At 38.1% G+C, this 26,663-nt stretch carries 23 protein-coding genes; 16 read left to right on the forward strand and 7 right to left on the reverse strand.

Annotation, left to right across the window (positions count from 1 at the left end; genetic code table 11):
* Nucleotides 1-324 precede the first annotated feature (324 nt).
* Both EO766_RS05900 and hisS read left to right on the forward strand, forming a co-directional pair.
* Nucleotides 325-783, forward strand: a complete 459-nt coding sequence (locus tag EO766_RS05900; RefSeq protein WP_228733089.1) for a low molecular weight protein-tyrosine-phosphatase — start codon at nucleotides 325-327, stop codon at nucleotides 781-783.
* Between the two features lie 22 nt (nucleotides 784-805).
* Nucleotides 806-2,296, forward strand: a complete 1,491-nt coding sequence (gene hisS, locus EO766_RS05905) for a histidine--tRNA ligase (protein WP_287100793.1) — start codon at nucleotides 806-808, stop codon at nucleotides 2,294-2,296.
* A gap of 84 nt (nucleotides 2,297-2,380) precedes the next feature.
* Here hisS and EO766_RS05910 read toward each other — a convergent pair whose 3' ends face one another.
* On the reverse strand, nucleotides 2,381-2,803 hold the full coding sequence (locus EO766_RS05910) for a hypothetical protein (RefSeq protein WP_287100794.1): 423 nt from the start codon (nucleotides 2,801-2,803) through the stop codon (nucleotides 2,381-2,383).
* Nucleotides 2,804-2,950: 147 nt separating this feature from the next.
* Between EO766_RS05910 and EO766_RS05915 the strand changes: the two genes are divergently transcribed.
* The 4 genes from EO766_RS05915 to gldD all read left to right on the forward strand — a co-directional run bounded on the left by EO766_RS05915 (nucleotide 2,951) and on the right by gldD (nucleotide 5,982).
* Nucleotides 2,951-3,331: a hypothetical protein gene (locus EO766_RS05915; protein ID WP_287100795.1), complete on the forward strand. Its 381-nt coding sequence runs from the start codon at nucleotides 2,951-2,953 to the stop codon at nucleotides 3,329-3,331.
* Nucleotides 3,332-3,495: 164 nt separating this feature from the next.
* Nucleotides 3,496-3,924, forward strand: coding sequence for a single-stranded DNA-binding protein (locus tag EO766_RS05920; RefSeq protein WP_218330531.1), 429 nt, complete (start codon nucleotides 3,496-3,498; stop codon nucleotides 3,922-3,924).
* 85 nt (nucleotides 3,925-4,009) lie between these two features.
* Nucleotides 4,010-5,359, forward strand: a complete 1,350-nt coding sequence (gldE, locus tag EO766_RS05925) for a gliding motility-associated protein GldE (RefSeq protein WP_287100796.1) — start codon at nucleotides 4,010-4,012, stop codon at nucleotides 5,357-5,359.
* 26 nt (nucleotides 5,360-5,385) lie between these two features.
* Entirely contained in the window at nucleotides 5,386-5,982 is a 597-nt protein-coding gene (gene gldD / locus EO766_RS05930; protein WP_074419704.1) for a gliding motility lipoprotein GldD, read from the forward strand.
* 341 nt (nucleotides 5,983-6,323) lie between these two features.
* Here the strand turns inward: gldD and EO766_RS05935 are convergent, their stop codons facing one another.
* Both EO766_RS05935 and EO766_RS05940 read right to left on the reverse strand, forming a co-directional pair.
* Nucleotides 6,324-8,906: an ABC transporter permease gene (locus EO766_RS05935; protein ID WP_287100797.1), complete on the reverse strand. Its 2,583-nt coding sequence runs from the start codon at nucleotides 8,904-8,906 to the stop codon at nucleotides 6,324-6,326.
* A gap of 43 nt (nucleotides 8,907-8,949) precedes the next feature.
* Nucleotides 8,950-9,645, reverse strand: coding sequence for an ABC transporter ATP-binding protein (locus EO766_RS05940; RefSeq protein ID WP_218330534.1), 696 nt, complete (start codon nucleotides 9,643-9,645; stop codon nucleotides 8,950-8,952).
* Nucleotides 9,646-9,792: 147 nt separating this feature from the next.
* Between EO766_RS05940 and EO766_RS05945 the strand changes: the two genes are divergently transcribed.
* Nucleotides 9,793-10,479, forward strand: coding sequence for an arylesterase (locus EO766_RS05945; protein WP_287100798.1), 687 nt, complete (start codon nucleotides 9,793-9,795; stop codon nucleotides 10,477-10,479).
* A 30-nt stretch (nucleotides 10,480-10,509) separates the two neighbouring features.
* Here EO766_RS05945 and EO766_RS05950 read toward each other — a convergent pair whose 3' ends face one another.
* Complete coding sequence (locus tag EO766_RS05950; RefSeq protein WP_287100799.1) at nucleotides 10,510-12,597, reverse strand: carbohydrate binding family 9 domain-containing protein; 2,088 nt, start codon at nucleotides 12,595-12,597, stop codon at nucleotides 10,510-10,512.
* 314 nt (nucleotides 12,598-12,911) lie between these two features.
* On the opposite strand from EO766_RS05950, the gene EO766_RS05955 reads away from it, so the two are divergent.
* The 3 genes from EO766_RS05955 to EO766_RS05965 all read left to right on the forward strand — a co-directional run bounded on the left by EO766_RS05955 (nucleotide 12,912) and on the right by EO766_RS05965 (nucleotide 16,648).
* Nucleotides 12,912-14,009, forward strand: coding sequence for a serine hydrolase domain-containing protein (locus EO766_RS05955; RefSeq protein ID WP_228733091.1), 1,098 nt, complete (start codon nucleotides 12,912-12,914; stop codon nucleotides 14,007-14,009).
* A 684-nt stretch (nucleotides 14,010-14,693) separates the two neighbouring features.
* A complete protein-coding gene (locus EO766_RS05960) occupies nucleotides 14,694-16,160 on the forward strand; it encodes a glycoside hydrolase family 30 protein (protein ID WP_218330536.1) in 1,467 nt (488 codons plus the stop codon).
* Nucleotides 16,161-16,183: 23 nt separating this feature from the next.
* Nucleotides 16,184-16,648, forward strand: a complete 465-nt coding sequence (locus EO766_RS05965; RefSeq protein WP_074419609.1) for a DinB family protein — start codon at nucleotides 16,184-16,186, stop codon at nucleotides 16,646-16,648.
* A 6-nt stretch (nucleotides 16,649-16,654) separates the two neighbouring features.
* Here the strand turns inward: EO766_RS05965 and leuS are convergent, their stop codons facing one another.
* Nucleotides 16,655-19,414 carry a leucine--tRNA ligase gene (gene leuS, locus EO766_RS05970; RefSeq protein ID WP_502697230.1) on the reverse strand — a complete coding sequence of 920 codons (2,760 nt, stop codon included), beginning with the start codon at nucleotides 19,412-19,414 and terminating at the stop codon, nucleotides 16,655-16,657.
* Nucleotides 19,415-19,609: 195 nt separating this feature from the next.
* Here leuS and EO766_RS05975 point away from each other — a divergent pair, with 195 nt between their 5' ends.
* The 5 genes from EO766_RS05975 (at nucleotide 19,610) to EO766_RS05995 (ending at nucleotide 24,065) form a co-directional block, all read left to right on the forward strand.
* A complete protein-coding gene (locus EO766_RS05975; protein WP_074421003.1) occupies nucleotides 19,610-20,485 on the forward strand; it encodes a cell division protein FtsX in 876 nt (291 codons plus the stop codon).
* Nucleotides 20,486-20,579: 94 nt separating this feature from the next.
* Nucleotides 20,580-20,840, forward strand: coding sequence for a DUF3098 domain-containing protein (locus EO766_RS05980; protein ID WP_074421004.1), 261 nt, complete (start codon nucleotides 20,580-20,582; stop codon nucleotides 20,838-20,840).
* Nucleotides 20,841-20,958: 118 nt separating this feature from the next.
* Nucleotides 20,959-21,753, forward strand: coding sequence for an undecaprenyl-diphosphate phosphatase (locus tag EO766_RS05985; protein ID WP_074421005.1), 795 nt, complete (start codon nucleotides 20,959-20,961; stop codon nucleotides 21,751-21,753).
* A 70-nt stretch (nucleotides 21,754-21,823) separates the two neighbouring features.
* Nucleotides 21,824-23,158 (forward strand): MFS transporter, encoded by a 1,335-nt coding sequence (locus tag EO766_RS05990; RefSeq protein WP_074421006.1) that lies wholly within the window; start codon nucleotides 21,824-21,826, stop codon nucleotides 23,156-23,158.
* Nucleotides 23,159-23,207: 49 nt separating this feature from the next.
* Nucleotides 23,208-24,065, forward strand: a complete 858-nt coding sequence (locus tag EO766_RS05995) for an MBL fold metallo-hydrolase (RefSeq protein ID WP_074421007.1) — start codon at nucleotides 23,208-23,210, stop codon at nucleotides 24,063-24,065.
* Nucleotides 24,066-24,071: 6 nt separating this feature from the next.
* Here EO766_RS05995 and EO766_RS06000 read toward each other — a convergent pair whose 3' ends face one another.
* On the reverse strand, nucleotides 24,072-24,863 hold the full coding sequence (locus tag EO766_RS06000) for a DUF3108 domain-containing protein (protein WP_074421017.1): 792 nt from the start codon (nucleotides 24,861-24,863) through the stop codon (nucleotides 24,072-24,074).
* A 107-nt stretch (nucleotides 24,864-24,970) separates the two neighbouring features.
* Nucleotides 24,971-25,843, reverse strand: coding sequence for a lysylphosphatidylglycerol synthase domain-containing protein (locus tag EO766_RS06005; RefSeq protein WP_074421008.1), 873 nt, complete (start codon nucleotides 25,841-25,843; stop codon nucleotides 24,971-24,973).
* A gap of 252 nt (nucleotides 25,844-26,095) precedes the next feature.
* Here EO766_RS06005 and ruvC point away from each other — a divergent pair, with 252 nt between their 5' ends.
* Nucleotides 26,096-26,659: a crossover junction endodeoxyribonuclease RuvC gene (gene ruvC / locus EO766_RS06010; RefSeq protein ID WP_074421009.1), complete on the forward strand. Its 564-nt coding sequence runs from the start codon at nucleotides 26,096-26,098 to the stop codon at nucleotides 26,657-26,659.
* Nucleotides 26,660-26,663 lie beyond the last annotated feature (4 nt).

Genomic DNA, 26,663 nt, shown 5'->3' on the forward strand with positions numbered 1-26,663 from the left:
TGGGATGGGCAATTTATAGAATAATTCCTTTGCGATGCATTAAAAACCTCTAAGAATTTTCTAAGAATTTTTTAATGTGCAAAAATATTACCATAAAAAACCCGGTTTCTTTTGCTGTAAGAAGCATAAAAGCTGACATTCCACAAAACATATTTTGTTAAAAAAATGTATTCTTTTTTTCGCTGCCATCATAAATGCCCGGGTAAAACAGTGCTATTTACCGGCTTTTTGAATGGTACAACATGCCATCCAATTGTAAATACCATAGTGCCCCACACCATGCAAAGCAATGTGAAAAGCTGCCGGCAATGTATATTTGCAAGCATGAAAGTATTGATGGTTTGTTTAGGAAATATTTGCAGAAGCCCTTTGGCAGAAGGAATTTTACAACATAAAGTACAATTAGCCGGCTTACATTGGGAAGTAAACAGTGCAGGAACCGGTAATTACCATATTGGCGAACCACCGCATCTGCTTTCGCAAAAAGTAGCAATGGCACACGGCATTGACATCAGCAACCACAGAGCCAGGCAATTTACCGCCAATGACATGATGGCTTATGACAAAATTTATGTAATGGACCTGGATAACTATAAAGCCGTTGAACAAATCAGCAAAAAACATTTTGATGCTGCAAAAACTGCATTTATTATGAACGAATTGTTTCCTGGTTCCAATACCGAAGTACCCGACCCCTGGTTTGGTACCGAAAATGATTTTATAACTGTTTACCAAATGTTAGATGCTGCTACTGATAGTATACTTCAGAAATACAGTTCTTAAAAAAATGATATAAAAACATCGCATGAATAAACCTACTTTGCCCCAGGGCACCCGTGATTTTAATGCCACTACCATTTACAAGCGCAACTATATCTTCAACACCATACACCAAGCTTTTCAGTTATATGGGTTTGAACCCATAGAAACGCCGGCAATGGAAAACTTAAGTACTTTAATGGGGAAGTACGGAGAAGAGGGTGATAAACTAATTTTTAGGATTTTAAGTAATGGTGATTTTAGCAAAGAAACCAGATTACGTGCTTTAAAAATGATTGACATTCTATTCTTAATAAAAAAGGAAAATAATGACACTTATACTAAATCTGCTTATGATCTTCTAATCAACACCTCAAATATTGATGAAATTAGAGCGGAATTAGATCATCTTTTACAACCAAATGAATTATCAAAACATATTACAGAAAGGGCACTCCGTTACGATCTTACCATACCTTTTGCACGTTATGTTGCCATGAATTATGGGCAACTCACTTTCCCTTTTAAACGCTACCAGATACAACCCGTATGGCGTGCCGACCGGCCGCAAAAAGGCCGTTACCGCGAATTTTATCAGTGCGATGCCGATATTGTTGGCAGCAACTCACTCATGAATGAAGTGGAATTGGCACATTTATATGCTCATGTGTTTAAAATGCTGAACCTACCCATTGTTATTAAAATCAATCACAGAAAAATATTGGCAGCTTTGGCAGATATATGTGGCGGAGCAGATAAATTAACCGACATAACCGTTGCTATCGACAAATTAGATAAAATAGGAATAGATAAAGTAAAAGAAGAATTACAGCAACGCAACCTGTCGGCAGCACAAATTGAAACCATTGCACATTTTCTGGAAATAAAAGGCAGTAATGAAGAAAAAATTGCAACACTTACCAACAGCATTGGCAAGCACCCGCTGGGTAAAGAAGGTATTGAAGCCCTGCAATTTATTTTAAACCGACAAATGCCCGACAATCCGTTACCGTTAGAAATTGATGTTACCTTAGCCCGAGGCTTAAACTATTATACCGGAGCAATTTTTGAAGTGAAGGCCATTGGCTTTAGCATAGGCAGTATTGGCGGCGGCGGCCGTTACGATAACTTAACCGAATTATTTGGTGTACCCAATGTACCCGGCGTGGGCATTTCATTTGGGGTAGACAGAATTTATGATGTAATGGAGGGGCTTGCATTATTTCCCAAACAATTAATGAAGGGTAGTAAAGTGTTGTTTTTTAATTTGGGAATAGAAGAAAGCGGCCGTGCCTTTGCTTTGTTACAAAGTTTACGGGCACAAAACATCAGTGGCGAATTATATCATGAGCCTGCTAAATTTGATAAGCAATTTAAATATGCTGAAAAGAAAGGCATACCAGTTGTAATTATGCTGGGCAGTAAGGAACTGGAAGAAAATACCTGCACTGTAAAACAATTGGCTACCGGCACTCAGGAAACCATTGTGCAGGCTGATTTAATCAACTATATTGCTACAATAGAATCGGGCTTGTAAGCGTATTAGCATAAACAATACTCAAAAAGGCGATGAATGTGATACCTATACCTGTCGCCTTTTTTATTCATGTTTTTATTTGCGCTATCGTGTAAGTGGTGCCAATGCATATTGTTTGTGCATGTCAGGTAGCAGGGCAACGGGGCGTGTAGCAGCAGCGGTATCTTCTTTCTTGCCTTCTAAATGATAGCCCACAGCATCAATAATGACTGTTTTAACTTTTTTATTTTCATCTCTTTTAAATACGGCAGTGCCCTGAAACGAAACCAATGCAAATGAATCTACGCCTAATTTCTGCAATACCGAGGTACCTGCATCAGATACCATATTTAGTCCGGTACTATCAAACGTTACTTCCACTTGCTCTACTACACTTCCATCCGGAAAAGTGTATCTTCCTATCAGTTCAGTTACGGTAGTGTCTTTTTTTGCCTGTGTGGTTTGTTGTGCCTGTGCTGTTATTACAGCGCCTGTTAACATAACCAACATGAATAAAAATGTTTTCATTTTTTTTGACGTTAAGATACGGCAATATCAACTACATTTCAACCTTCATAAAAAAATAATATCAGCAGGCCGTACAAATTTGTTCAGACACAATTTTTAATCATGGCATGGTTTTTACATTTTTGAACCCAACAAACAATTCCTGCCATGAAGCCAATCATTGCCCTCGTTTTAGTGATGTTGTCATTTCAAGCCTGCACCTATAAAACAAATCCGGTTAAAACCCCACCACGCCCTGCTGCATTTATTGTGGTGGATGGCATGGGCAATATTCTTACCCCAAAAGACAGATTTCCCCTCGCTATTGGCCAACAGGTAAATTATACCCAAATTACCCGTGCATTTACGCCCAATCAACGCAAAAATCTCCTTTATCGTTTTAACAGCATCCCGCCAAAAATTATTTATGTAGCTCCAGCCTATACCCTACATTCCCTAAAAGGTACTTATTGCATTTACAAAAAAAAGTTTTGGTACTGGCAACACAGCAATGGACTATTTTATTTAGACGAAACCTATTACCGATAATATGCATTGTTGCAATGAATAGCCATTTGCAACAATCAGGAAAAAATTTAACAGCCCTTATGATGCTTAAAATAAATAATTGTTTAATTTTAAAATCGTTGTGAACATCGTTTAAAAGCAGTAATTTTAAGAACAACTATCTCACTTACCAAAACAACAAAAGTATGAGAGGCGTAAACAGAGTAATGCTTATCGGCAATTTGGGAAAAGACCCGGATTTACAGGTATTAGACGGGAATATTGGAGTAGCAAAATTTCCTTTGGCCACTACCGAAACCTATAAAGACCGCAGTGGCAAACTCGTTTCACAAACAGAATGGCATACCGTAGTTTTATGGCGTGGGTTAGCCGATTTGGCGCAAAAATACCTGCACAAAGGCAGTTTAATTTATGTAGAGGGCAGATTGCGTACTCGCAGTTGGGAAGATAAAGAAGGCAATAAAAAATTTGCAACTGAAGTGGTGGGCGACAATCTGATTATGTTAGATAAACGTGCCGATGGGCATTCCGGCAATCATCCCGACAATCCTGAAGGCTATGGTGGCGAAGATGTTCCGCCCATGATAGATCCGGGAGAAAATATGCCTTATTGATTTTTCATGCTTAAAAATGATATTTTTGTAAGTCAGGTGCTTTTTTGTAAAGACTGCTTGTTATTATTCATTAAAATAAAATATTTTGGATCATCACCCGGCATTTTATCCGTTTACCATACTAAATGCAGCCATTCCGCAGGGCAGTATAGCATTAATTATTTTGCTTTTTATTTTATTGGTCATTTCATTTTTTGTAAGTGGGGCAGAGGCGGCTTTTTTTTCGCTGAAGCAAAAAGACATCAATTTGCTCAAAACCAAACAAAATCCTTCCTACAAAAAAATTATTCATCTGCTAACTGAGCCTAAAAAACTATTAGCCTCCTTACTCATTGCCAACAGCTTTATTGATATAGCCATTATTATCATTTTCAATATTAGTATTGATGAATGGTTGCTGAATTACCACCCTGCATTTTTGGTTACCAATATCTGGATAGAATTTTTAATCAAAGTAGTAATTGTAACCGCCGTGTTATTATTGTTTGGTGAAGTAATGCCTAAAATTTTGGCCACGCAAAACAATATTCGCTTTGCCAAAGAAGTAGCACCACTCATTGAATTCATTCATTACATCTGCAAACGCTTAAGCAATGTGCTGGTAAAATATTCAGATATTATTGAAAGAAGATTAGCCCAAAAAACAGGCAGCATTACCAGCGATGAATTGTACCATGCCATTGAAATTACCAAATCGGGCACCAATGAAAATGAAAAAAACATTTTAAAAGGAATTATAAAATTTGGCAATATTACTGTAAAGCAAATCATGAAAGCCCGTTTAGAAGTACATGGTGTAGAATACAATACCAGCTTTCATGCATTGCTGCAATCGGTTGCCGATATGAGTTACAGCCGGGTGCCCGTATACAAAGAAGATTTGGATGAAGTAGTAGGCATATTGCGCACCAAAGATTTGTTGCCATTTTTAAATGAACCCGATACATTCGAGTGGCATAACCTCATCTCTCCTCCCTATTTTGTGCATGAGCATAAAATGATTGAAGATTTATTACGCGAATTTCAAAGCAGGCGTATACATTTTGCTATTGTGGTAGATGAATTTGGCGGCACCAGTGGCATTGTTACTTTAGAAGATATTCTGGAAGAAATTATTGGAGATATTAAAGATGAATTTGATGAAGAAGAATATGGCTACCGAAAATTAGATGATTACAACTACATATTTGAAGGTAAAATCATGATTAATGATGTATGCAAAATTATGCAACTGCCGGTTGATACATTTGATGCATTAAAAGGAGAAAGTGATTCATTAGCCGGATTAATATTGGAAATTGCAGGTGAAATTCCCAGAAAAGGCCAGGTGGTTTCCATTCCCGGATTTGATTTTATGATGCTGGAAGTAGAGAAAACAAGAATCAACAAAATTAAAGTAACCATCAGTAAAGTATCTGATGATGACCAACTGTAGTTTTACCATTTTTATACCCAAATAACATGCCGTTTTTCCAACAACACAAAGCCATTATCGCTATTTGTTTTGCTTTTGTCGCTTTTGCCTGCAATAGTCCCTTTGTACCCAAACCAAGAAGTTATTATAAAATCAATTTTCCCCAACACCAATACCAAACTTTTAATCAGCCCGGTTACCCGTATACCTTTGAATATCCGGTATATGCACGGGTGGTAAAAGACTCTACTTTTTTGGGCGGAAAAACGGAAAATCCCTGGTGGATTAATATTGACTTTCCGCAATTTAACGGACGCATTTATATAAGCTACAAAGCCATTGGCCCCAACAGTTTTCAGAAATTGGTGAATGATGCTTTTACCCTTACCAACAAACACAGCGAAAAAGCCTATTCTATTGATGATTCGCTCATGGTAACCCCCAATGGCGTACATGGCATGTTTTTTAAAGTAGGCGGCAATGTAGCCACAGCCAACCAGTTTTTTTTAACCGACTCTACCCATCATTTTTTAAGAGGTGCCCTTTACTTTGATGCCACACCCAACCAGGACTCATTAGCCCCCGTTAACCGCTTTTTGGTAGAAGATATGAAACACCTGATTAATAGTTTTAGGTGGAAGTGAGAAGATGATGATTGGCGTATAACGTTATTAGGGTTACCGAAGATGGCGATTTTCACTACAAATGTTGATACAAAGCACTGAACCGCCAATTTTGCTAAACCGCTATAGGCTGGCGTTCGTGTACACCGTTTTTGTAAACTATTTATCAGCATTGAGTTTGTTCGTCAAACAAAAGCTGTAAAGCCAGTGTGTTCCATTACAATAATAAGTTATGTTGTGTCTATTTTGAGTTTACCAAACCATTGCATCATTTGCAGTAAAGCATGCCTGAATCAATAACAAATAGATGATTTACAATGTAATCCACCAAAGACTAAAGACCAACACCCAACACCCATTCACTACACTTCATTCCTCAATACCTCTAACGGAGAACGTTTTACAATACCACGGCTATTGATTAAACCAATGCCTACCGTTAGTAAACAAACCATCAATACCAATATGATAATGGGTAACAGTTGCAGATGAAAAGCAGTTTCAAAAGTATATTTTGCCAATACCCAACCGGCAGCCAATCCTAACAATATACCGGTAATGGCAGCCAGTATACCGAGGAAAAAATATTCCAATGCGGTAATAGCAAATATTTGTTTGCGGCTGGCACCCAGTGTACGCAACAATACAGTTTCGCGTATGCGCTGGTATTTACTCATGAATACAGATGCAATGAATACCACAATACCGGTGCTGATACTTAAGCCTGCCATAAAGCGAACAACAAAACCAATTTTACTGATAAGGTCGTTGAGTATTTGTAATACTAAGGCCAAATCAATGATAGATACATTGGGGAATTGCTGCACAATAGCCTGTTGGAACTGCGCAGATACCTGTTGGGTGGGCACTTTGGTGAGCAATACCCAAAATTGCGGAGCAGATTCTAACACGCCTTTGGGAAACAGCACTAAAAAATTGGTTTGCATACCCCCCCAATTTACCTGTCGTAGGCTGCCTACAATGGTTGGTATGGGTACCCCCTGCACATTAAATGTAAGGGTATCGCCCAAATGCACTTTATTTCTTTTGGCAAAATTTTCTTCCATTGAAATATACGGCAGGCCGTTACCGTTGGCAACGCCCACCCATTTGCCCGCTACTATTTTTTCAGAAGCTGTTAATGAATCGCGGTAAGTAACGCGGTATTCTCTTCTGAATAAACCACGGGGCAGTTTACCGCTGGTATCAGTTAAAGCCTGAGCAGCCTTGATAACATTCAATGCTGCCACACGCATGTTTACAACAGGCACAAACGCATTTACATGCAAATGGTAAGTGGCTGCAACATTGCCTACGCCTTGTTTTTGGCTGCTTTGTATATCAAACAAAACAATATTGGGTTGGTTGGTACCGGATGATAGATTGAGCCGGTTCATTAAGATAGACTGCACAAAAAACAAGATACTGATGAAGGCCGTACCCAGCCCAATGGCTACCATTAATAATGTAGTTTGGTTATTGGGCCGGTATAAATTTGCCAACGCCTGTCGCACAACATAATTCCACGAGGAAGGAAAAAAACACCGTACCATCCACATCAGTAATCGGGCAATGGAAGTTAATACCAGCAATGCCATACCGATACCGATTGTAAATTGAAGTGCCTGTTTCCATTCCTGTATTTGTACATACGTAAAACCATACACAAATAATACAATCAATACATATACCCACCATCCGGAAAAATCATTTTTACGTTGTGTGGGTTCATAAGCAACTCGAATTGCATTGAGTGGTGATATGTTGCGGATAGACAACAAAGGCAAGAGTGCAAATAAAACAGATATCAGTACTCCCAGCAACATGCCCTGCCCTACTGCCGTCCAGGAGATGGCAGTACTGATGTGTACCGGCAAAAAATTGCTTAGAACAAAGGGTAAAAACTGTTGTAAAACAATGCCCAATGCCGCACCAATGGCAGAACCCAGCAATCCAATACCAGTAATCTGAATCAAAAATATGGTAAAAGCCTGCGATGCTTTTACACCCAGACAACGCAATACAGCAATGGTATTTATTTTTTCTTTTACATACACATGCACGGCACTGGCCACACCCGTGCAACCCAATAACAAAGCAATAAAACCCACTAAGGATAGGAAGCGCGTAAGATCAGTAAACGTTCGTCCGGTATTTTCTTTTTGCGTTTCAACGGTTTCAATAGCACAATCGTTGGCTTCCAATCGGGGGCGCACTGCTTCAGCCCATTTTTCAATATTTGCTGTTTGTTTAAAATGAAAATAATACTGATAACTAACGCGACTGCCTTTTTGCAGCAGGCCGGTTTGCTGTATATATTGCAAGGGTAAGTATACAATGGGGGCAATTGCAGCAGAAAAACCTGTTTGTCCGGGGGCATTCAATAATTTTCCTGCAATAGCAAAAGTGACTGTACCCACCTGAATAGAGTCACCAATGTTTGCTCCATATTGTAGCATTAAAGTGGCGTCTACCAATGCCCGTTGCTGAGTACGGAAAGCAATGCCCGCATTGGCAGGATCAGTTTCTAAAGCACCATAATAAGGAAAGCTGCCTTGTAATGCCCTTACCTGCACCAAACGGATACCGTTATTTTTTTTAAACAACACCATCGATGCAAAATTTCTTTCTTCCGAATAATTGCTGCTATGGCGTAAAGAATCTACCAACTGCTGTATAGCGGGGGTGAGTGGCTGATTAGAAGTTATTTTAACATCGGCGCCCAACAAAGCCGCAGCCTGGTTGTTTACTTCATCATTCAAATTATTACCCAATGAATAAATGGCTACCAGGGAAGCTATGCCAACAATTACAGAAGATACAAAGAGCAGCAACCGGGAGCGGCTGCGCCGGCTATCCCGCCAGGCCATGCACAACAACCAGCCCGGCCGGAAACTGTTTTTGTTTGGGTGATGTGTTACTATTTGTGAAGTATTTTGGTTCATGATTGCAGATTAAGATGCATCTTTCAATATTTAAGCTGGTAAATCAACGTTTAGCCATTGCCGTAACTATATCTGATTCAATTTTTCCGCCTTTCAGGCGAATAATACGTTGCGTTTTTGATGCCAGTTCAATATCATGCGTTACCAATACCAATGTAGTACCGGATTCTTTATTCAAATTGAAAAGAAGGTTCACAATCATTTCGCTGGTTTCTGCATCCAGATTACCGGTAGGTTCATCGGCAAATAAAATGGCTGGCTGGTTAGCAAAGGCACGGGCAATAGCAATGCGCTGTTGCTCGCCCCCACTCAGTTGTGCTGGGTAATGATGGGCCCTGTCCGCCAGCCCAACTTTATATAATAGTTCTAATGAACGCTTTTTTACCTGCTTTTCGCCCCTTAATTCCAATGGCACCATTATATTTTCCAATGCGGTTAATGTAGGCATTAACTGAAAGTTTTGAAAAATAAAACCCACATATTGATTTCTGATGGCAGCCAATTGATCTTCATCTAAACTTTCGAGACGTTGCTGGTGCAGTACAATGCTGCCGGAAGAAGGGTGATCGAGTCCGGCACACAAGCCCAGCAGCGTTGTTTTACCACTGCCGGAGGGACCAACAATTGATAAAGTAGTGCCGGCTTCTGCAGAAAAACTGATATGCTCTAACACTGCTAATGTTTGATTGCCACTTTTATATGTTTTACCTACTTGTTGCAACTGAAGAATGGTTTCCATGTATTTTGATTTAACTTGCTCAAACAAAATTCAATAAAGGAACAGTGCCCGGTTAGTGAGATGCACTGTACATTCAAAAGATTTTTTATAAAATTACCGACAATCTAAATTTAAATTCGTACAACTATATACTACAGCTACAACTTTATGAAAAAGATATTGTTTTACATTCAGCTATTTTTAATTGTTTGGGTGGCAGCTTGTAACCAAAACAAAACCGGGAACAAACAGCAGCAAAAAGATACCCTAAATAAACCAGCACCAATACCCACCACGGTAAAACAAAAAATCATTGTATTTTTTGGCAACAGCCTTACAGCCGGATATGGATTAGATCCTTCGCAAGCATTTCCTGCATTAATACAACAAAAAATAGACGCTTTACATTTGCCCTATCAGGTAGTAAATGCCGGTGTAAGTGGCGAAACTACAGCAGGTGGCTTAAGCCGCATTGATTGGATTTTACGGCAGCCGATGGATGTTTTTGTGTTGGAACTGGGCGGCAATGACGGATTGCGGGGTATTCCATTAACTGCTACTGAAAAAAATTTGCAGGATATTATTGATCGGGTAAAAGAAAAATATCCATCAGCCGCTATTGTGCTGGCAGGCATGCAGCTACCGCCCAATCTGGGGCAAACCTATACCCATACTTTTGAAGCCATTTATCCGAAACTGGCGGCTAAAAATCATATTGCACTCATCCCATTTCTGTTAGAAGGGGTTGGTGGCAACCCTGCACTGAACCAGAATGATGGCATTCACCCCAATGCAGCAGGCGCTATGGTAGTAGCAGCAAACGTATGGAAGGTGCTGAAAGATATATGCAAATAAAATGAATGATGCGGCTGTATGAAAAAAATATTACAAATTCCACCAGTAATTAAATTTTAAAGCCAGCTCTCTGTTTTTTACCATAAACGGGGCCGGATAATAATTATCGGTATATACCAGAAATAAGTCGGATGCCGGTTTATAGCGCCACTGCAATCGGCTGTTAATGTTCAGGTTATTCAACTGATTGTTGTATTGAATATAGGTAGTGAAATATAAGTTATTGGTGAAAGTTACGTCAATACGCGGCCCCACTAAATAAAACGGCGTATTACCCCATGGAGCAGGCAATTGCAGGTAATTATAACTAAAGTTCATATTCATATTAACATAAGGCTGAAAGCGATAGCCAATGGTTGAATTAATGGCCAAATGTGTTCCGGAAGTATAATACCCGCCGTAACGTACCGAGAATGCATAAGTAAATAATTTTTGTGGTTGCGAATTTATATCAAAGCCAACCGTATTCCATTTGTGTATGGTTCCAATAGCCAATGAATCTTTACCGGTATTGGTTGGATCGAAGGGTTGCAATAGTTGCACATAATCTTGCGCTGCATAAGCATCTATACTCAACCGGTTACGAAATGTAATCAGGTATAGAAAACTGTTTTCATAATCGGTTCGGTGCATTTTTTCATCAAAATAGTACGACAGGTTGAATTGAGGGCCATGACTTAAAATGCTGCCACCCTTTGGAAAAAAATATCGAATTATTTGAGGGTTGAACCGAACATAACCGGTGCGGGGAACATAGCCTGTTTCTGCCGTATAATTTTTGCCTACATATTCATATTCCCCAATAACACTCCACTTACGGCTATTATAGGCCAGATTAGCTGCATGGGAAATAGCATCGCCCGATTTGCCCGGACTAAGTGATTTGAGCACAAAAGCCTTACCCGTCCATACATTATTGGGTGATGCGAGGTTGTATTGCAATCCAAAATTGCGGTTATACAACGAGTAAATGGGTTTTGTGGTATCATTGCCGGGATGGTAGCCAATAGAAGTTTTATCAACATAAATTACGCCAATGCTCGACCGTTGGAAAACACGCCGCTGCAAAGAAACAACCGAAAAATTTTGATTGGGAAGATATACCCCGGGTAATTGCTGTGTTTCCATATCCATGGCACCAACACGCCAGTCTTTATTGAGTTTACCACTTAAGCGGGCACCTGCATTAATAGGCGCATCCAAACCAACCCTTCTTGAAAAGAAAGGCTGTATGCCGCTGAAACCAAAATCACCAAAAAGGTCGCTGTTTTCTAAAAAGAATTGCCGTTTCTCCGGAAAAAACAATTCAAACCTGCTTAAATTGGTTACTTGTTGATCAACTTCCACCTGCGAAAAATCGGGATGTATGGTAAGGTCAAGGTTCAATGCAGGGGTTACAGATATTTTGGCATCTAAACCAAAACGCTGGCTCAATACGCCATTGGTATTGTTGGTATAATCCTTCTGCCAGTTGGTTAATGTATAAGGAATAACAGATATGTTTTTTTTATACAAGGGTGCAGCTGAGTCTAATTCAAGAATACCGGTATAGGCGAGCGAGGCTGTAGGGAACTGACGTGGAATAGGCGTCCAACTCGATTTTTCTGCTGCCTTTAAATCGTTCCTGCTGAAGTTAATACCCCATTCTTTAATGCCGTTTTTATAACGAATACTTTTAAAAGGAATGGCTGCTTCAAAAACCCAACGGTTTTTATAATTCTTTACAACAGACACCCATTTGTTATCCCAATTCAAATCCACTTTTCCGCCTTCATACATGGCACCATCCCATTGGGCACCATCGGCATTGGCACCAAAAGTAAATCCGTTGGTTTGGTCATCGAAAGGATCTAAAAAGAAAATGAAATTATCATTTTTCTGAAAGTTAAAATCGCGGTGCAACGATTCTACCATATTGGGGCCTTTCCTTGTATTGTAACAAATAGCAAGAATATAAATATTATGATCATCATACACCATCCGCACTTCGGTGGGAACATTGGCTAAGCTGGTATCCATGGGTAACACCATAAAAAAGTTTTTAGCTACTTGTGCCTGTTGCCAGGCCGGTTCATTCATTACACCGTCAATTTGTATGGGTGTGTGAATTTTATGCATCGTGTAACGATAAGCGGCATTCTTTTTTTGTGCCACCAACCTATTAATGCATAGCAAGGCTAATAAAAGTATAAGGCAATATTTCAACATGGCAGTTGCAATGGTTACCAACCGAAGTTATGCGGTAAAGCGAAAAATGAATACGATTTTAATGTAGCTGCCGGTTTATTTGATATCCATCAATTTTGTTTGCATATAATATGGCCTACCATGTATATTGGTATGCATACGGATAAATAAAATACATTTCAATTGCCTATACAGATTAAACGTTTTCATTACATTACAGTCAAACCCAACCATAGCTTAAGTATATGAAAATAAATTTTCAATTCGTAACAGTAATGCTGTGCCTGTTCATTGCAACGGGATGCCATAAAAAAAATGTCCCCCCTGCTACAGGTTCACATTCAGACAGTTTATACTTTCCACCGGTGAATAGCAGCACATGGGAAACCATTGCGCCGGCTACATTAGGTTGGGATAATACAGCACTGAATAATTTGTATCCTTACTTGCAAAGTAAAAATACCAAAGCCTTTATTATTTTAAAAAACGGCAAAATCGTTACAGAACAATATTTTGGAAGTTTTACGGCAGACAGCTTATGGTATTGGGCATCGGCAGGTAAAACCATGACAGGCTTATTGGTGGGAATTGCACAAAGAGAAGGGCTATTAAATATCAATGACATTTCATCAAAATATTTAGGCACGGGATGGACAAGAGCCCCTATTGACAAAGAAAACAAAATTACCATTCGCCATCAGTTAACCATGACCACCGGTTTAGATGATGATGTACCCGATAATTACTGCACCTTGCCATCCTGCCTAATTTATAAAGCCGATGCAGGAACGAGATGGGCTTATCATACCGGCGCATACACTTTGTTAGATCAGGTAATTGCCAATGTATCGGGTATGCCATTCAACAGTTACTTTCAACAAAAAATAAGCGGTAAAATTGGAATGAATGGCACATGGATAAAAATACCCAATTCAAATAACGTATATTATAGCAATGCCAGAAGCATGGCTAAATTTGGGTTATTGCTATTGAATAAAGGCAACTGGGGTAATATACCTGTATTAGGTGATAGCGTTTATTTTCATCAACAAATCAATACTTCGCAAAATTTAAATCTGAGCTACGGGTATTTAACATGGCTAAATGGAAAAAGGAGTTGCATGTTGCCATCCCTGCAAACTGTATTTCCTACTGCAATCATTCCCAATGCCCCTACAGATATGTATGCAGCATTGGGTAAAAACGATCAGAAAATTTATGTAGTACCCTCACAGCAATTAGTTATTATAAGAATGGGCAATGCCGCTGATAGCAGCCAGTTTTCCGTTTCCGGTTTTGACAATGAATTGTGGGGAAAATTGAAATTGTTGATGCATTTGTAAGCATTCTTCCAGCTGATTGAATCGATGGCCCTACACAAATACACAATTATTTCAATGCCCAAAAATAGCAATATATTTTTTCGCCTAACCCGAAGCATATATTAGCATTTTAAAGTGTATTTCGGCTATCCCCCAACATCAAATGTAACCATGATTATTTTTTTATCAAAATACATTTATTCGGATATCATTTCATTCCAAATATTATCAGCATTTTATTGTAACATAAGTTTTGCAATTTTAAAGAAGCTACATTTCTGCAAATGAACAGCTCAACTGTTCAAAGGTGTTCATGAAATTTTAATAAAGAAATTCATTATTGTCTGGCAAAACTTAACTTAAAAATTGCTGTAATACTTTGCTGTAAAGAATTACAGGCTAAAAAATGATTGTTTCAAAATTGGAGGGAGTGCCCCATCTTTTGAAATCGACTGAAATATGGTTCTGTAAAGGGTTTTAACCATTATTTTACAATTTTAGTCGGACAACAATGAAAGAAATTATAAAAAAAACTTTGCTTTATTTCATTTGAATGTACCTTTCCAAAACAATTCTTTTAAAAATTTTCTTGTTTTAAAAAATACGCATCAAAAATAGTCGTTTTGAATCTGTTATTCTTCGTGTACTATCACAACAAACACGGATAGCAAAACATTAAGTAGGAACAAAAAAATGTAACACCATATGAAAGTATTGATTACATGCATATTTGCTGCAATAGCAGGTATTGGTTTTATCAAGATTCCTGCTACGCAACCTGCGCCAAAAGCACATTCATACAACGCGAAGAAAGTGATTGTATACACCACTGCAGAAGGCACCCGTTACAGAATATCGGCAACCGATACCTTAACATTTTCACCAATGGATCAGCCGGTTGAAACACAGGTATGTGTTTTTGTAGACCCCGGGAAACAGTTTCAAAAAGTAATTGGATTTGGAGGTGCTATTACCGATGCTGCTGCAGAAACATTTTATAAACTGCCTGAAGCTACCAGACAAGAATTGCTCGATGCCTACTACAATCCAACAAAAGGCATTGGTTATACTATGGGACGCACCAATATTAACAGTTGCGATTTTAGCAGTGACAGTTATACCTATGTTGCTAATAATGATAGCAGTTTATCTACCTTTTCAATTGCACATGATAAAACTTATAAAATGCCGTTGATTAAAGCTGCAGCAAAAGCAACCGGCAACAAATTGCATTTATTTGTTTCGCCATGGTCGCCACCAGCCTGGATGAAAGATAATAACAGCATGGTAGAAGGCGGCCACCTGAAAAATAATTTCAGGAAAGCCTGGGCACAGTATTATGTAAAATTTATAAAAGCTTATGAAGCGGATGGTATTCCTGTTTGGGGTCTTACAGTGCAAAATGAGCCCATGGCCAGGCAAACCTGGGAATCCTGTATTTACAGTGCTGAAGCAGAAAGAGATTTTGTGAAAGGTTATTTAGGACCCGCATTACAGCGGAGTGGCCTTGGTGATAAAAAGCTGATTATATGGGATCACAATCGTGATTTATTGTACCAACGTGCCAGCACAGTATTGGATGACCCGGAAGCAGCCAAATATGTTTGGGGTATTGGGTATCACTGGTACGAAACATGGACAGGCAGTGGTATGGAATTTTTAAATGAACAAAGGGTACACGAAGCCTACCCAAATAAATATTTAATGTTTACAGAAGGTTGCATTGAAAAATTTAGTTATGACAGAATCAATGACTGGAGCCTGGGTGAACGTTATGGACACTCACTCATCAATGATTTTAATAATGGAACAGTAGCCTGGACCGACTGGAATATTTTATTAGATGAAAAAGGAGGCCCTAACCATGTTGGTAATTTTTGTTTTGCGCCCATACATGCCGATACCCGAACCGGAAAACTGCTATACACCAACAGCTATTATTATTTGGGGCAGTTTTCAAAATTTGTGCATCCGGGTGCCAGGAGAATTATCAGTTCATCGAACAGAGACCAGTTAGAAACTACTGCATTTGAAAATCAGGATGGCAGCTTGGCTGTTATTGTGATGAACCCAACCAATAAGGCCATACAATACCATTTATGGATTCATGGTGCTGCCACACAATTAGTTAGCCTACCCCATTCTATTGCAACAATGGTAATAGACAAATAGCTTTTAAATAAAAAATAAACAACATGAATTCTGTTATTCAAAACATAGTAAATATCAGAAAATACTTAATTGAAATGTGTGAACCTTTATCGGTTGTACAACTCAATACAATACCCAATGGGTTTAACAATAATATTATTTGGAATTTTGGCCACTTAATTGCGGCACAGCAAGGGCTTTGTTATATACGTTCCGGACTTAAACCGGTGGTAGATGAATCTATTATATTACAATTTAAGGGAGGTAGCAAACCAGAAAAGCAATGGGATGAACAAGAAATTGTACGCATAAAACAAACAATGATCGATTCATTACATCAACTGAATGCGGATTTAGCGGAGCATCTGTTTTCTCAATACGAAACATTCCAAACCCGCTATGGCGTTACCTTAAGCAGCATTTCAGATGCCATACAATTTCTTCCTTTTCATGAAGGATTGCATACCGGCACCATTATGGCCATTAAAAAATTAGTAATGATGCACTAAATATACCTACACCACCACATTAATCATTTTACCTTTTACAAAAATGAATTTTTTAATGGGCTTATCTTCTGTCCATTTTTTTACTACTTCATTTTGCAAGGTAACCTGCTCTACTTCATCCTGTGTAGCAGTAAGCGAAAAAGAAATGGTGGTTCTTAATTTACCATTGATGCTTACCGGATATTCTTTTGCAGATTCTGTTAAATAGCTGGCATTCCATGCCGGGAAAGGCGCATTTACAACCGATCCCTCATTACCTAACACATGCCATAATTCTTCTGCTACATGCGGTGCATAGGGTGCCAGCAAAACAACCAATGGTTCCAGAATGGCTTTATTATGTGTATGTAAGTCGCTCAATTCATTTACGCAAACCATAAATGCCGCAACGGCGGTATTGAATGAAAATCGTTCAGTATCTTCTTCAATTTTTTTAATGGTTTTGTGTAATACTTTTAATTGCTGTGGCGTAGCGGGGTCTTCATTCAACAACATAGTTCCCTTTACTTCATCAAAAAACAAACGCCACAATTTTTTAATAAAGCGGTGAACGCCTTCAATACCTTTAGTATCCCAGGGTTTACTTTGTTCCACGGGACCTAAAAACATTTCGTACATGCGGAAAGTGTCTGCCCCGTATTTCGCCACCAAATCATCCGGATTCACGGTATTGAATTTAGATTTCGACATTTTTTCTACTTCAACACCACAAATGTATTTACCCTCTTCTAAAATAAATTCAGCATTAGCATATTCTCCATTCCGCCATTGTTTAAAAGCCGTTATATCTAATACCACACCATCTACCATATATACATCCACATGCAAAGCATTTACTTCGTATTGATTCTTCAATCCGGCAGAAACAAAAGTATGTGTGCCCTGAATTCGATATACAAAGCGGCTACTGCCTTGTATCATACCCTGATTCACTAATTTTTTAAAAGGTTCATCAAAGCCAATATAACCTAAATCAAATAAGGCTTTGGTCCACATTCGGCTATACAGCAAATGCCCTACCGCATGTTCGGTTCCGCCTACATATACATCTACCTGCCCCCAGTAATCGCTTATCTTTCTATCACAAAAAGCAGTAGTGTTATGCGGATCCATGTATCGCAAAAAATACCAGCTACTTCCGGCATAACCGGGCATGGTATTGGTTTCTAAATTGCGTTGTACCCATTCAGGAATATTGGCTAATGGTCCCTCTCCTTCCGGACCCGGAGAATAAGTTTCTACTTCAGGCAATAATAAAGGCAGTTCATTTTCTGGCAACGGTATAGCATTGTCGTCCATCCATTGTATGGGGAAAGGCTCGCCCCAATAGCGCTGGCGGCTAAAAGCGGCATCACGCATTTTATAATTCACTTTTCTTTTGCCAATACCTCTTGTTTCTAATTCAACAATCATCACTTCAATGGCTTTACGCATAGGCATACCCGTAAGGAAACCGCTATTGGTTAATATGGCATCTTTGGTAGGGTTTGCATCTGTTCCGGTAAAAGCATTCCCAATAATATTGGTAATAGGAATATTGAAATGTTGGGCAAATTTAAAATCGCGTTCATCGCCGCATGGCACAGCCATAATAGCACCGGTTCCATAACCCGCCAGTACATATTCTGCTACCCAAATTGGTATCCGTTGTTGGTTAAATGGGTTAATAGCATAAGCACCGGTAAAACAACCTGATATCTTTTTTTCGGCTTGCCGCTCCCGATCACTTCGGCTTTTTACGTATGCCAGATAATCGTCAATGGCCTGTTTTTGTACGGGTGTAGTAATGGAATTTACCAACGGCAATTCAGGAGCAATGACCATAAAATCAACACCAAAAATGGTATCGGGTCGGGTGGTATACACCCTAAGTATTTCAGATTGCCCTTCTATTTCAAAATCAATTTCGGCACCACTGCTTTTGCCGATCCAGTTGGTTTGCATTTCTTTCATGGCTTCACTAAAATCAACAGTAGTCAGACCTTGTAATAAACGATCGGCATATTCTGTAATGCGTAAATACCACTGGCGTAATTTCTTTTTTTCAACCGGATGTCCGCCCCTTTCACTTACCCCATTCACCACTTCATCGTTTGCCAATACTGTACCCAGAGCAGGACACCAGTTTACCTCGCCATAACCACAATAAGCCAGGCGATAATGCATTAAAATTTGCTGCTGTTCCGCAAAAGAAAAACGCTTCCATTCGGCAGCGGTAAAATGCAAGGCAGCATCACCGGGACATTCGTGTTGTGTATTGCCTTCTTTTTCAAAAGCTTCAATTAAAGTGGCAATAGGCGCCGCTTTTTGCAACCGACGGTTAAAAAAGCTGTTAAATAGTTGCAAAAAAATCCATTGCGTCCATTTATAATAACTGGGGTCACAGGTTTTTACTTCTCTTTCCCAATCGAAACAAAAGCCAATTTTATCTAACTGATTCCTGAAATTTTGAATATTATTTTCAGTTGAAATGGCCGGATGGATACCATGTTCAATAGCATATTGTTCTGCAGGAAGCCCAAACGCATCATATCCCATGGGATGCAATACATTAAAACCCTTCAACCTTTTGTAACGTGCAAAAATATCGCTGGCAATATAACCCAAAGGATGGCCTACATGCAAACCGGCACCGCTGGGATATGGGAACATATCCAATACATAAAATTTAGGCTTATCTGACTGATTGGGAACTGCATATACCCTTTCACTGTTCCAGTATTGTTGCCACTTTTGCTCTATTTCCTTAAAATTATATTCCATCATACTAACTTGTAATAAAAAACGTTATCATTACACTGAATGGTATTATGAACTGTAGCTTACCGCAGAGTTTTACACAAAAAAAATAACCATAAAAAAATATCTTGCACTACTTTGCAGCTATTACAGTGAACTGACTGGCTGCAAATGTAAGTGATTAGGCTACATTTGTACCGACAGAAGTTTTAAAAAAATTGTATGGAGCATCAAAAAAAATCATCTTTAAAAAGAAGTAAACCCAACTATGTAAACAGCATTGTAGGTGTTGCATTGGTATTATTGTTAATGGGTATTATGGGTTGGGTATTTCTGAATTTTGAAAGGGCAGGTAACGCTTTAAAAGAAGACATTAAAGTGCAGGTTTTTTTACGCACGGCGAATAAAGACTCCATTAGCCAAATGCAGCAATATATATCCACACAACCTTTTGCAAAAAATGTGGATTATATAGATAAGGAAAAGGCCAAACAAATTTGGAATAAAGACAATAATGAAAACTGGGCAAAGATTTTAGATGCCAATCCATTACCCGAAAGTATTGACTTTTATGCCCGGGCTGCTTATGTGAATAAAGACAGCCTCGACGCTATTTCAACCCATATTATTTCCTTATTTGGCAATCAAATAACAGAAATAAAATATCCAAAAGATTTGGTGAACAACATTAACGAAAAAGCCACCCGTTTTGGACTTGCTTTTTTAGTCATTTCAAGTATTTTGTGCCTCATTGTAATATTTAGTATTGACAATACCATTAAGCTGGCTATGTTCAGTAATCGTTTCCTGATTAAAACCATGCAAATGGTGGGTGCAACACGCAGTTTTATAGCCCGGCCAATGGATATTAAAGCCATTGTAAACGGATTAATCAGTTCCGGAATTGCCATTATATTATTGTTTATTATCATTAGCTGGATAGAAAACCAGGTACCACAGTTAAAAGTAATTCATGATACGAAACTAAATTTTATTTTATTCGGGGGAATGATTTTGGTAGGCGTAGGCATTTCTTTATTTAGCACCCACAGAAGTGTGATTAAATACCTGAAAATGAAGTTAGATGACCTGTACTAACCTAAAACCGGTTTTCTGTAAAAAAATATTCATTTAACACAGATAAATGAATGGGTTTGCTATATTGCAACTTTAAATTAATGCATACAACATCATGACAGATAAAAAAACAGCTATTACGAAGCAAATGCCTCCCCTATTTGGCAAAGAAAATTACAAGTGGATGATTATTGGTGGCGTTGTTATTGCGCTGGGCATGTTTTTAATGAGCGGTGGTAAGAATGAAAACCCCAACCAGTTTAATTACAACTTAGTGTATAGTACAACACGGGTAACCATTGCACCCATTACCATTATTGCAGGTTTAATTATAGAAATTTTTGCCATTCTGAAAAAACCTAACGTAAAAGCTTAATCAAAAAAAACTTTTAAAAAAGCGATGTATGAACATCGCTTTTTTAAAATCTGAATATTACTTTCTGCTACTTTGTAGCCAATAAAACCTTACTAAACCAAACAACAAAAACCTGTCCATGAATTTAGTTCAAGCCATTATTGAGGGTATTATAGAAGGCATCACTGAATTTTTACCGGTTTCTTCTACCGGCCATATGATTATTGCCAGTTCTGTGATGCACATTGAAAAAGATGCATTTACAAAAATGTTCGAAATTGCCATACAATTAGGAGCAATATTATCAGTAGTAGTATTGTATTGGAGAAAATTTTTTGATTTCAGCCGCTGGCAATTTTATGTAAAACTAATTGTAGCTGTAATACCTGCATTGGTATTAGGAAAATTGTTTGCCGATAAAATAGATCTGTTATTAGAAAGCCCCACTACTGTTGCAGTAAGCCTTTTAGCAGGCGGTATTGTGTTGTTGTTTATTGACCGGTTTTTTAGAAAAGAAACCATTACCACCGAAACTGAAATAAGTTATAAAAAAGGATTCATTATTGGTATCTGGCAATGCCTGGCGATGATACCCGGCGTAAGCAGAAGTGCAGCCAGCATTATTGGCGGCATGCAGCAAAACCTAACCCGCAAATTGGCAGCTGAATTTTCATTTTATCTGGCAGTACCCACCATGGCTGCCGCTACCGGCTATAAAATGCTTAAAACCTGGCAAGAAAATCCGGAAGTAGTTACCAATACCCATAATATGCAATTATTGGCCATTGGTAACATTATAGCTTTTATTGTGGCTATGCTGGCCATTAAATTTTTCATCAGTTATTTACAAAAACATGGGTTTAAACTTTTTGGCTGGTACCGTATTGTTGTAGGTATTGTTGTGTTGGTATTAATTTATACCGGTAACCTGTAATGAAACTCTGCTCAATTTTCTGGGTTTAGCGAATTACCAACCTCTTGTACCTTTAAAGTAAAAACATGACATGCAAACGGCTTCCAAAAAAGTAATTAATGGTTGGGCCATGTACGATTGGGCAAATAGTGCCTACAATTTAGTAATTACTTCTACCATTTTTCCTGCATATTATGACGCCATTACCACCCTCACAAATAAAGCAGGTAATATTCTCAGCCACAAAATTCAGTTTGCAGGGTTTAGCATAGAAAGTGCCTCGTTGTACAATTATGCTTTGGCATTGGCTTATTTTGTCATCGCACTCATCTCTCCTATTTTATCTTCCATTGCAGATTATAAAGGAAACAAAAAAGCTTTTATGCAATTCTTTTGCTATCTCGGCGCATTGGCTTGCTGTACTTTATTTTGGTTTACCAAAAACACATTATCGTTAGGAATTATTTGTTGTATTTTAGCAGCCATAGGCTATTGTGGCAGCCTTGTTTTTTACAATGCCTATTTACCTGAAATTGCAGCAGAAGAAGATCAGGATGATGTAAGCGCAAAAGGTTTTGCATATGGCTATATTGGAAGTGTTTTATTGCAAATTGTATGCTTTGTTTTTGTGTTAAAACCCGAATGGTTTGGAATAAAAGATGCGGGCTTTGCACCACGTTTATCTTTCTTATTAGTAGGACTGTGGTGGATGGGTTTTGCACAAATTACTTTTAGCTGGCTACCCAAAAGCAAAGTCAGCAAAACTGCAACCCAACACAACCTTTTGTACTACGGCTTTCGCGAATTAAAAAAGGTATGGGATCAGGCCAGGCATCTGCCTATTCTAAAAAAATTCCTGTTGGCATTTTTCTTTTACAGTATGGGGGTTCAAACCGTAATGTTAGCTGCAACATTATTTGGCAGTCAGGTTTTACAAATGGCTACCAGCAAATTAATATTGTGTATATTGCTAATTCAAATTGTAGCCATTGCAGGGGCTTATCTCATGGCAAAGCTTTCAGATAAATTCGGTAATTTTAAAGTACTGCTATTTGTTATAGTAATTTGGATTGGCGTTTGTGCAGCTGCTTATTTCATAACTACTGAAATACAGTTTTATATGATTGCCGGTATAGTTGGGCTGGTAATGGGGGGCATACAATCGTTAAGCCGTTCCACTTATTCTAAAATAATGCCTGAAACAAAAGATACTGCCTCATTTTTCAGCTTTTATGATGTAACTGAAAAAATTGCCATTGTAATTGGTATGTTTAGCTTTGGCTTTATACAACAAATTACCGGCAATATGCGTAATTCGGTCATAGCATTAATGGTGTTTTTTATTATTGGAATGCTGTTTCTGTTACTGATTATTACCGGAAAACCTTATAGAAATAAACCTGATTATGTAATTGCTGCTGCATAAACAATTACAGGGCAGCGCATATTTGAAGATGAAATAAACATTTTATTTTATGAAATTACATACCATTGATACCGGCAATTTTAAATTAGATGGCGGTGCTATGTTTGGGGTAGTTCCAAAAACCATTTGGCAAAAACTAAACCCAGCTGATGAAAACAATCTTTGCAACTGGTCGATGCGCTGTTTACTGATTGAAGATGGCAACCAACTCATATTAATTGACAATGGTATTGGCAATAAACAGGATGCAAAATTTTTTTCGCACTATTATTTAAATGGCGATGCTACTTTAGAAAAATCGTTGGCCAAAGCCGGTTTTCATAAAGATGATATTACTGATGTTTTTTTAACGCACCTGCATTTTGATCATTGTGGAGGAAGCATTGAAATAATAAACAACAAATTAGTACCTGCCTTTAAAAATGCAACCTATTGGAGCAATGCAACACACTGGCAATGGGCCACACAGCCCAATGCCCGGGAAAAAGCTTCTTTTTTAAAAGAAAATATTTTACCCATTCAGGAAAGTGGACAGTTAAAATTTATTGAAACCGGCAAAATTGACAGCCCTGTTCCTGCACCCTTTCATACAGACATCCAAATTATTTTTGCCGATGGACATACCGATAAAATGATGTTGCCTCAAATTAAATACAAAGGGCATACCGTTGTTTTCATGGCCGATTTGCTACCATCAATAGCACATATACCATTACCCTATGTAATGGCTTATGATATGTTTCCATTAACCACACTCAACGAAAAAAAATATTTCTTAGAAAAAGCTACGCTTGAAAACTATATCCTGTTTTTTGAACACGATATTCAGAACGAATGTTGCACGCTTTCACAAACAGAAAAGGGAATTCGGCAAAAAGAAATATTTCGATTGCAGGAATTGGGATAAATAACATTAATGGAAAGACAGCATGGATGTTAATGGGTACCGTAAATTACGGTATTGCATCATATCTACCTTCACACTACCCACTACAATGGGGCTTTCAATGCGCAAAGGAATATGATTGGGATCGTCTGAAACCCACACATTCATTTTTTCACCACCGGCAAAAATTGTTCCTTTTACCAATAATGGCCTGAATTTAATGGCTCTGAATTTTCCATATTTGGTTTTAATTACTTCTTTACCTAAATACCTGATATATAATGGATAAACCTGATTGTCTAAAAACATATCAAAAGGAATTTTATCATCTACTTTATACCCGCTGAAATCAATATTACGGGCATAGTAAATTGAACTTAACACATCCTGAATACAGGATGGTACTTTATAAACACCCTTGGTTGTAATGGCAATATTGGTTTGCTGGTTAAATGTTACGCTTTCATAAGTTTTATATCCACCCTCATCCACATTTCTGATAAATTTATACGGCTGTAGCGTTGCTGTGTCAAAATAAGTTTCGTAGCGGTCGCGCACCTTAAAAATCCAGTCGTAACTATGGTTTGAACTACCGGTACCCACTACATGGTACACATCTTTATTATTTAACTTCTCTAATGCAGTAGTAAAGTTGGCAGTACCTGCATTTACATATACCCCAATTACAGAATAAAAAATGGTATAAGAAATACTTTCACCATTTTCAAAAGCATAATTACGTACACCGCAGGATTCTTCCCCTGCCCATAATGGGAAAGAGGTAGCCAACGTAAACAATAAAATAACTATTTTTTTCATGCGATTATCTTCAGCTAAATATAAAATCAATGATTCGTGTTCTTTACAATTACAGCCATTTGAATGAAAGGTTGCAATTTTTTTGACACATTTTCTTCAATGTACATTTATTTTTTAAATAATTTAATACGCAGTACCAACATACTGCCTGCCGAAGCCGGAATAATTCGATTAATCAACCAAATACCGGTAGCCGCAAACAATATACCTAGCATATTGCTGCTAACCAAACCAAATAATTGTAAACTCAATGCGCCACGAATGCCTACCTCGGCCAAAGCAATGGTAGGCACAATAGCCAATGCCAAAAAAAACACTGCCGTAATACATACCAATACCAGCACATTTTCATGAACGCCACAAACCTGTAACATCAGCACATATTGCAAAAGGAAAATTACAAAACGAAGAGCGGAAAAAATTAAAACTGTTGTTAATTCCTTCCAATTTAAAGTGGCAATGTTTGTAAAAAAATAACTGTATTTTTTTACAAGAGACAATTTTTCTATCAACTTTGTTATGCCGGATAAGTTATAATAAACAAATACCAGTACTACTGTAAACAGTACGATTACCCATAACATATTCTGTAACCAATACTGCACAGCATCAGAAAGTTTGCTCAGTGCTTCTATTCCAATATGCTTTAAATACAGCCAAGCTGCAATGCCGGCTATAAAAGTGATGACTAACTGACTTATACTGGCTACCATGTTTAAAGCAACTGACCGCAACCTGTTTCCTTCATCTAAATACATCATTCTACCTACATATTCACCCACATTATTGGGCGAATTGATGGCAAATGCCTGCCCTGTTAAAACCGCTTTAAATGCTTTTGTATAACCAATTACCTGAATGGTTTGTAATAGAAACTGCCATTTTTTAGCTTCAATACCCCAATTTACCAGCATCAACAACAAAACAGCCACCAACTTCCACCATTCTGTTCCGGTTAAAGAAATCCATAATACCTGCAATGCCCCCTCTATATTTTTTTGATGCTGAATTTGATGATAAATAGAAAAAACTAACCAGATAAATAATACCGGCCCCAGAAAATAATTGATAAATATTTTAAACCGCTTGTTCAGAACGAATAATTTAGCAGCAAAGTAATAGGGAATAAACCATATTTAGAAACCCATGGGTTGAATTACATACATTCACCTAACATTTTAATTCATTCATAGGGATAAAGACAGGAAGATTGTAACACCAACACCAATTACATGCATAAAAAAAATATAATTTTAGGAATAGACCCGGGCTCGCAGTTAATGGGGTATGCCTTACTGGCTGTACAAAATAACCAGCTGGTATTAATCACGATGGATGTACTTAGTTTAACAAAGTATGATGACATTTATGAAAGATTAGAAAAAATTCATACAAAAATTTGCAGCTTAATCAGCACGTACAAACCCCATTCCTTTGCCATTGAGGCGCCTTTCTTTGGCAAAAATATACAAAGCATGCTAAAATTGGGCAGGGCCCAGGGTGTGGCTATTGCAGCTGCCATGCAGTATAAAATACCTGTAACAGAATATTCTCCCAAAAAAGTAAAACAATCTATTACAGGAAACGGTAATGCCGATAAGGAGCAGGTATGGAAAATGCTGCAGCAGATTTTGCACATTGAAACAAAACCAAAATATTTTGATGCCTCCGATGCTTTAAGTGTGGCATTGTGCCACTATTACCAAACCAATAGTATATTGGGGCAGACACAAAAAGGATTTAAAAATTGGGCTGATTACATTCAACAGCAGGAGAAGAAAAAGAAAACCCAATAGCACT

This window comes from Hydrotalea sp. AMD (assembly GCF_004100315.1).
Taxonomy (GTDB): Bacteria; Bacteroidota; Bacteroidia; order Chitinophagales; family Chitinophagaceae; genus Hydrotalea; species Hydrotalea flava.

What these genes read in the sequence shown, in the direction of transcription:
- EO766_RS05915 (WP_287100795.1), top strand. Translation starts at nt 2,951, where the DNA reads ATGAAGCCAATCATTGCCCTCGTTTTAGTGATGTTGTCATTTCAAGCC.
- EO766_RS06000 (WP_074421017.1), bottom strand. Translation starts at nt 24,863, where the DNA reads ATGAAAAAAATAGTTATTTTATTGTTTACGTTGGCTACCTCTTTCCCA.
- EO766_RS05910 (WP_287100794.1), bottom strand. Translation starts at nt 2,803, where the DNA reads ATGAAAACATTTTTATTCATGTTGGTTATGTTAACAGGCGCTGTAATA.
- leuS (WP_502697230.1), bottom strand. Translation starts at nt 19,414, where the DNA reads ATGATGGAATATAATTTTAAGGAAATAGAGCAAAAGTGGCAACAATAC.
- EO766_RS05940 (WP_218330534.1), bottom strand. Translation starts at nt 9,645, where the DNA reads ATGGAAACCATTCTTCAGTTGCAACAAGTAGGTAAAACATATAAAAGT.
- ruvC (WP_074421009.1), top strand. Translation starts at nt 26,096, where the DNA reads ATGCATAAAAAAAATATAATTTTAGGAATAGACCCGGGCTCGCAGTTA.
- EO766_RS05980 (WP_074421004.1), top strand. Translation starts at nt 20,580, where the DNA reads ATGACAGATAAAAAAACAGCTATTACGAAGCAAATGCCTCCCCTATTT.
- gldD (WP_074419704.1), top strand. Translation starts at nt 5,386, where the DNA reads ATGCCGTTTTTCCAACAACACAAAGCCATTATCGCTATTTGTTTTGCT.
- EO766_RS05955 (WP_228733091.1), top strand. Translation starts at nt 12,912, where the DNA reads ATGAAAATAAATTTTCAATTCGTAACAGTAATGCTGTGCCTGTTCATT.
- EO766_RS05935 (WP_287100797.1), bottom strand. Translation starts at nt 8,906, where the DNA reads ATGAACCAAAATACTTCACAAATAGTAACACATCACCCAAACAAAAAC.
- EO766_RS05975 (WP_074421003.1), top strand. Translation starts at nt 19,610, where the DNA reads ATGGAGCATCAAAAAAAATCATCTTTAAAAAGAAGTAAACCCAACTAT.
- hisS (WP_287100793.1), top strand. Translation starts at nt 806, where the DNA reads ATGAATAAACCTACTTTGCCCCAGGGCACCCGTGATTTTAATGCCACT.
- EO766_RS05950 (WP_287100799.1), bottom strand. Translation starts at nt 12,597, where the DNA reads ATGCATAAAATTCACACACCCATACAAATTGACGGTGTAATGAATGAA.
- EO766_RS05920 (WP_218330531.1), top strand. Translation starts at nt 3,496, where the DNA reads ATGAGAGGCGTAAACAGAGTAATGCTTATCGGCAATTTGGGAAAAGAC.
- EO766_RS05985 (WP_074421005.1), top strand. Translation starts at nt 20,959, where the DNA reads ATGAATTTAGTTCAAGCCATTATTGAGGGTATTATAGAAGGCATCACT.
- EO766_RS05945 (WP_287100798.1), top strand. Translation starts at nt 9,793, where the DNA reads ATGAAAAAGATATTGTTTTACATTCAGCTATTTTTAATTGTTTGGGTG.
- EO766_RS05960 (WP_218330536.1), top strand. Translation starts at nt 14,694, where the DNA reads ATGAAAGTATTGATTACATGCATATTTGCTGCAATAGCAGGTATTGGT.
- EO766_RS05900 (WP_228733089.1), top strand. Translation starts at nt 325, where the DNA reads ATGAAAGTATTGATGGTTTGTTTAGGAAATATTTGCAGAAGCCCTTTG.
- EO766_RS05995 (WP_074421007.1), top strand. Translation starts at nt 23,208, where the DNA reads ATGAAATTACATACCATTGATACCGGCAATTTTAAATTAGATGGCGGT.
- EO766_RS05965 (WP_074419609.1), top strand. Translation starts at nt 16,184, where the DNA reads ATGAATTCTGTTATTCAAAACATAGTAAATATCAGAAAATACTTAATT.
- EO766_RS05990 (WP_074421006.1), top strand. Translation starts at nt 21,824, where the DNA reads ATGCAAACGGCTTCCAAAAAAGTAATTAATGGTTGGGCCATGTACGAT.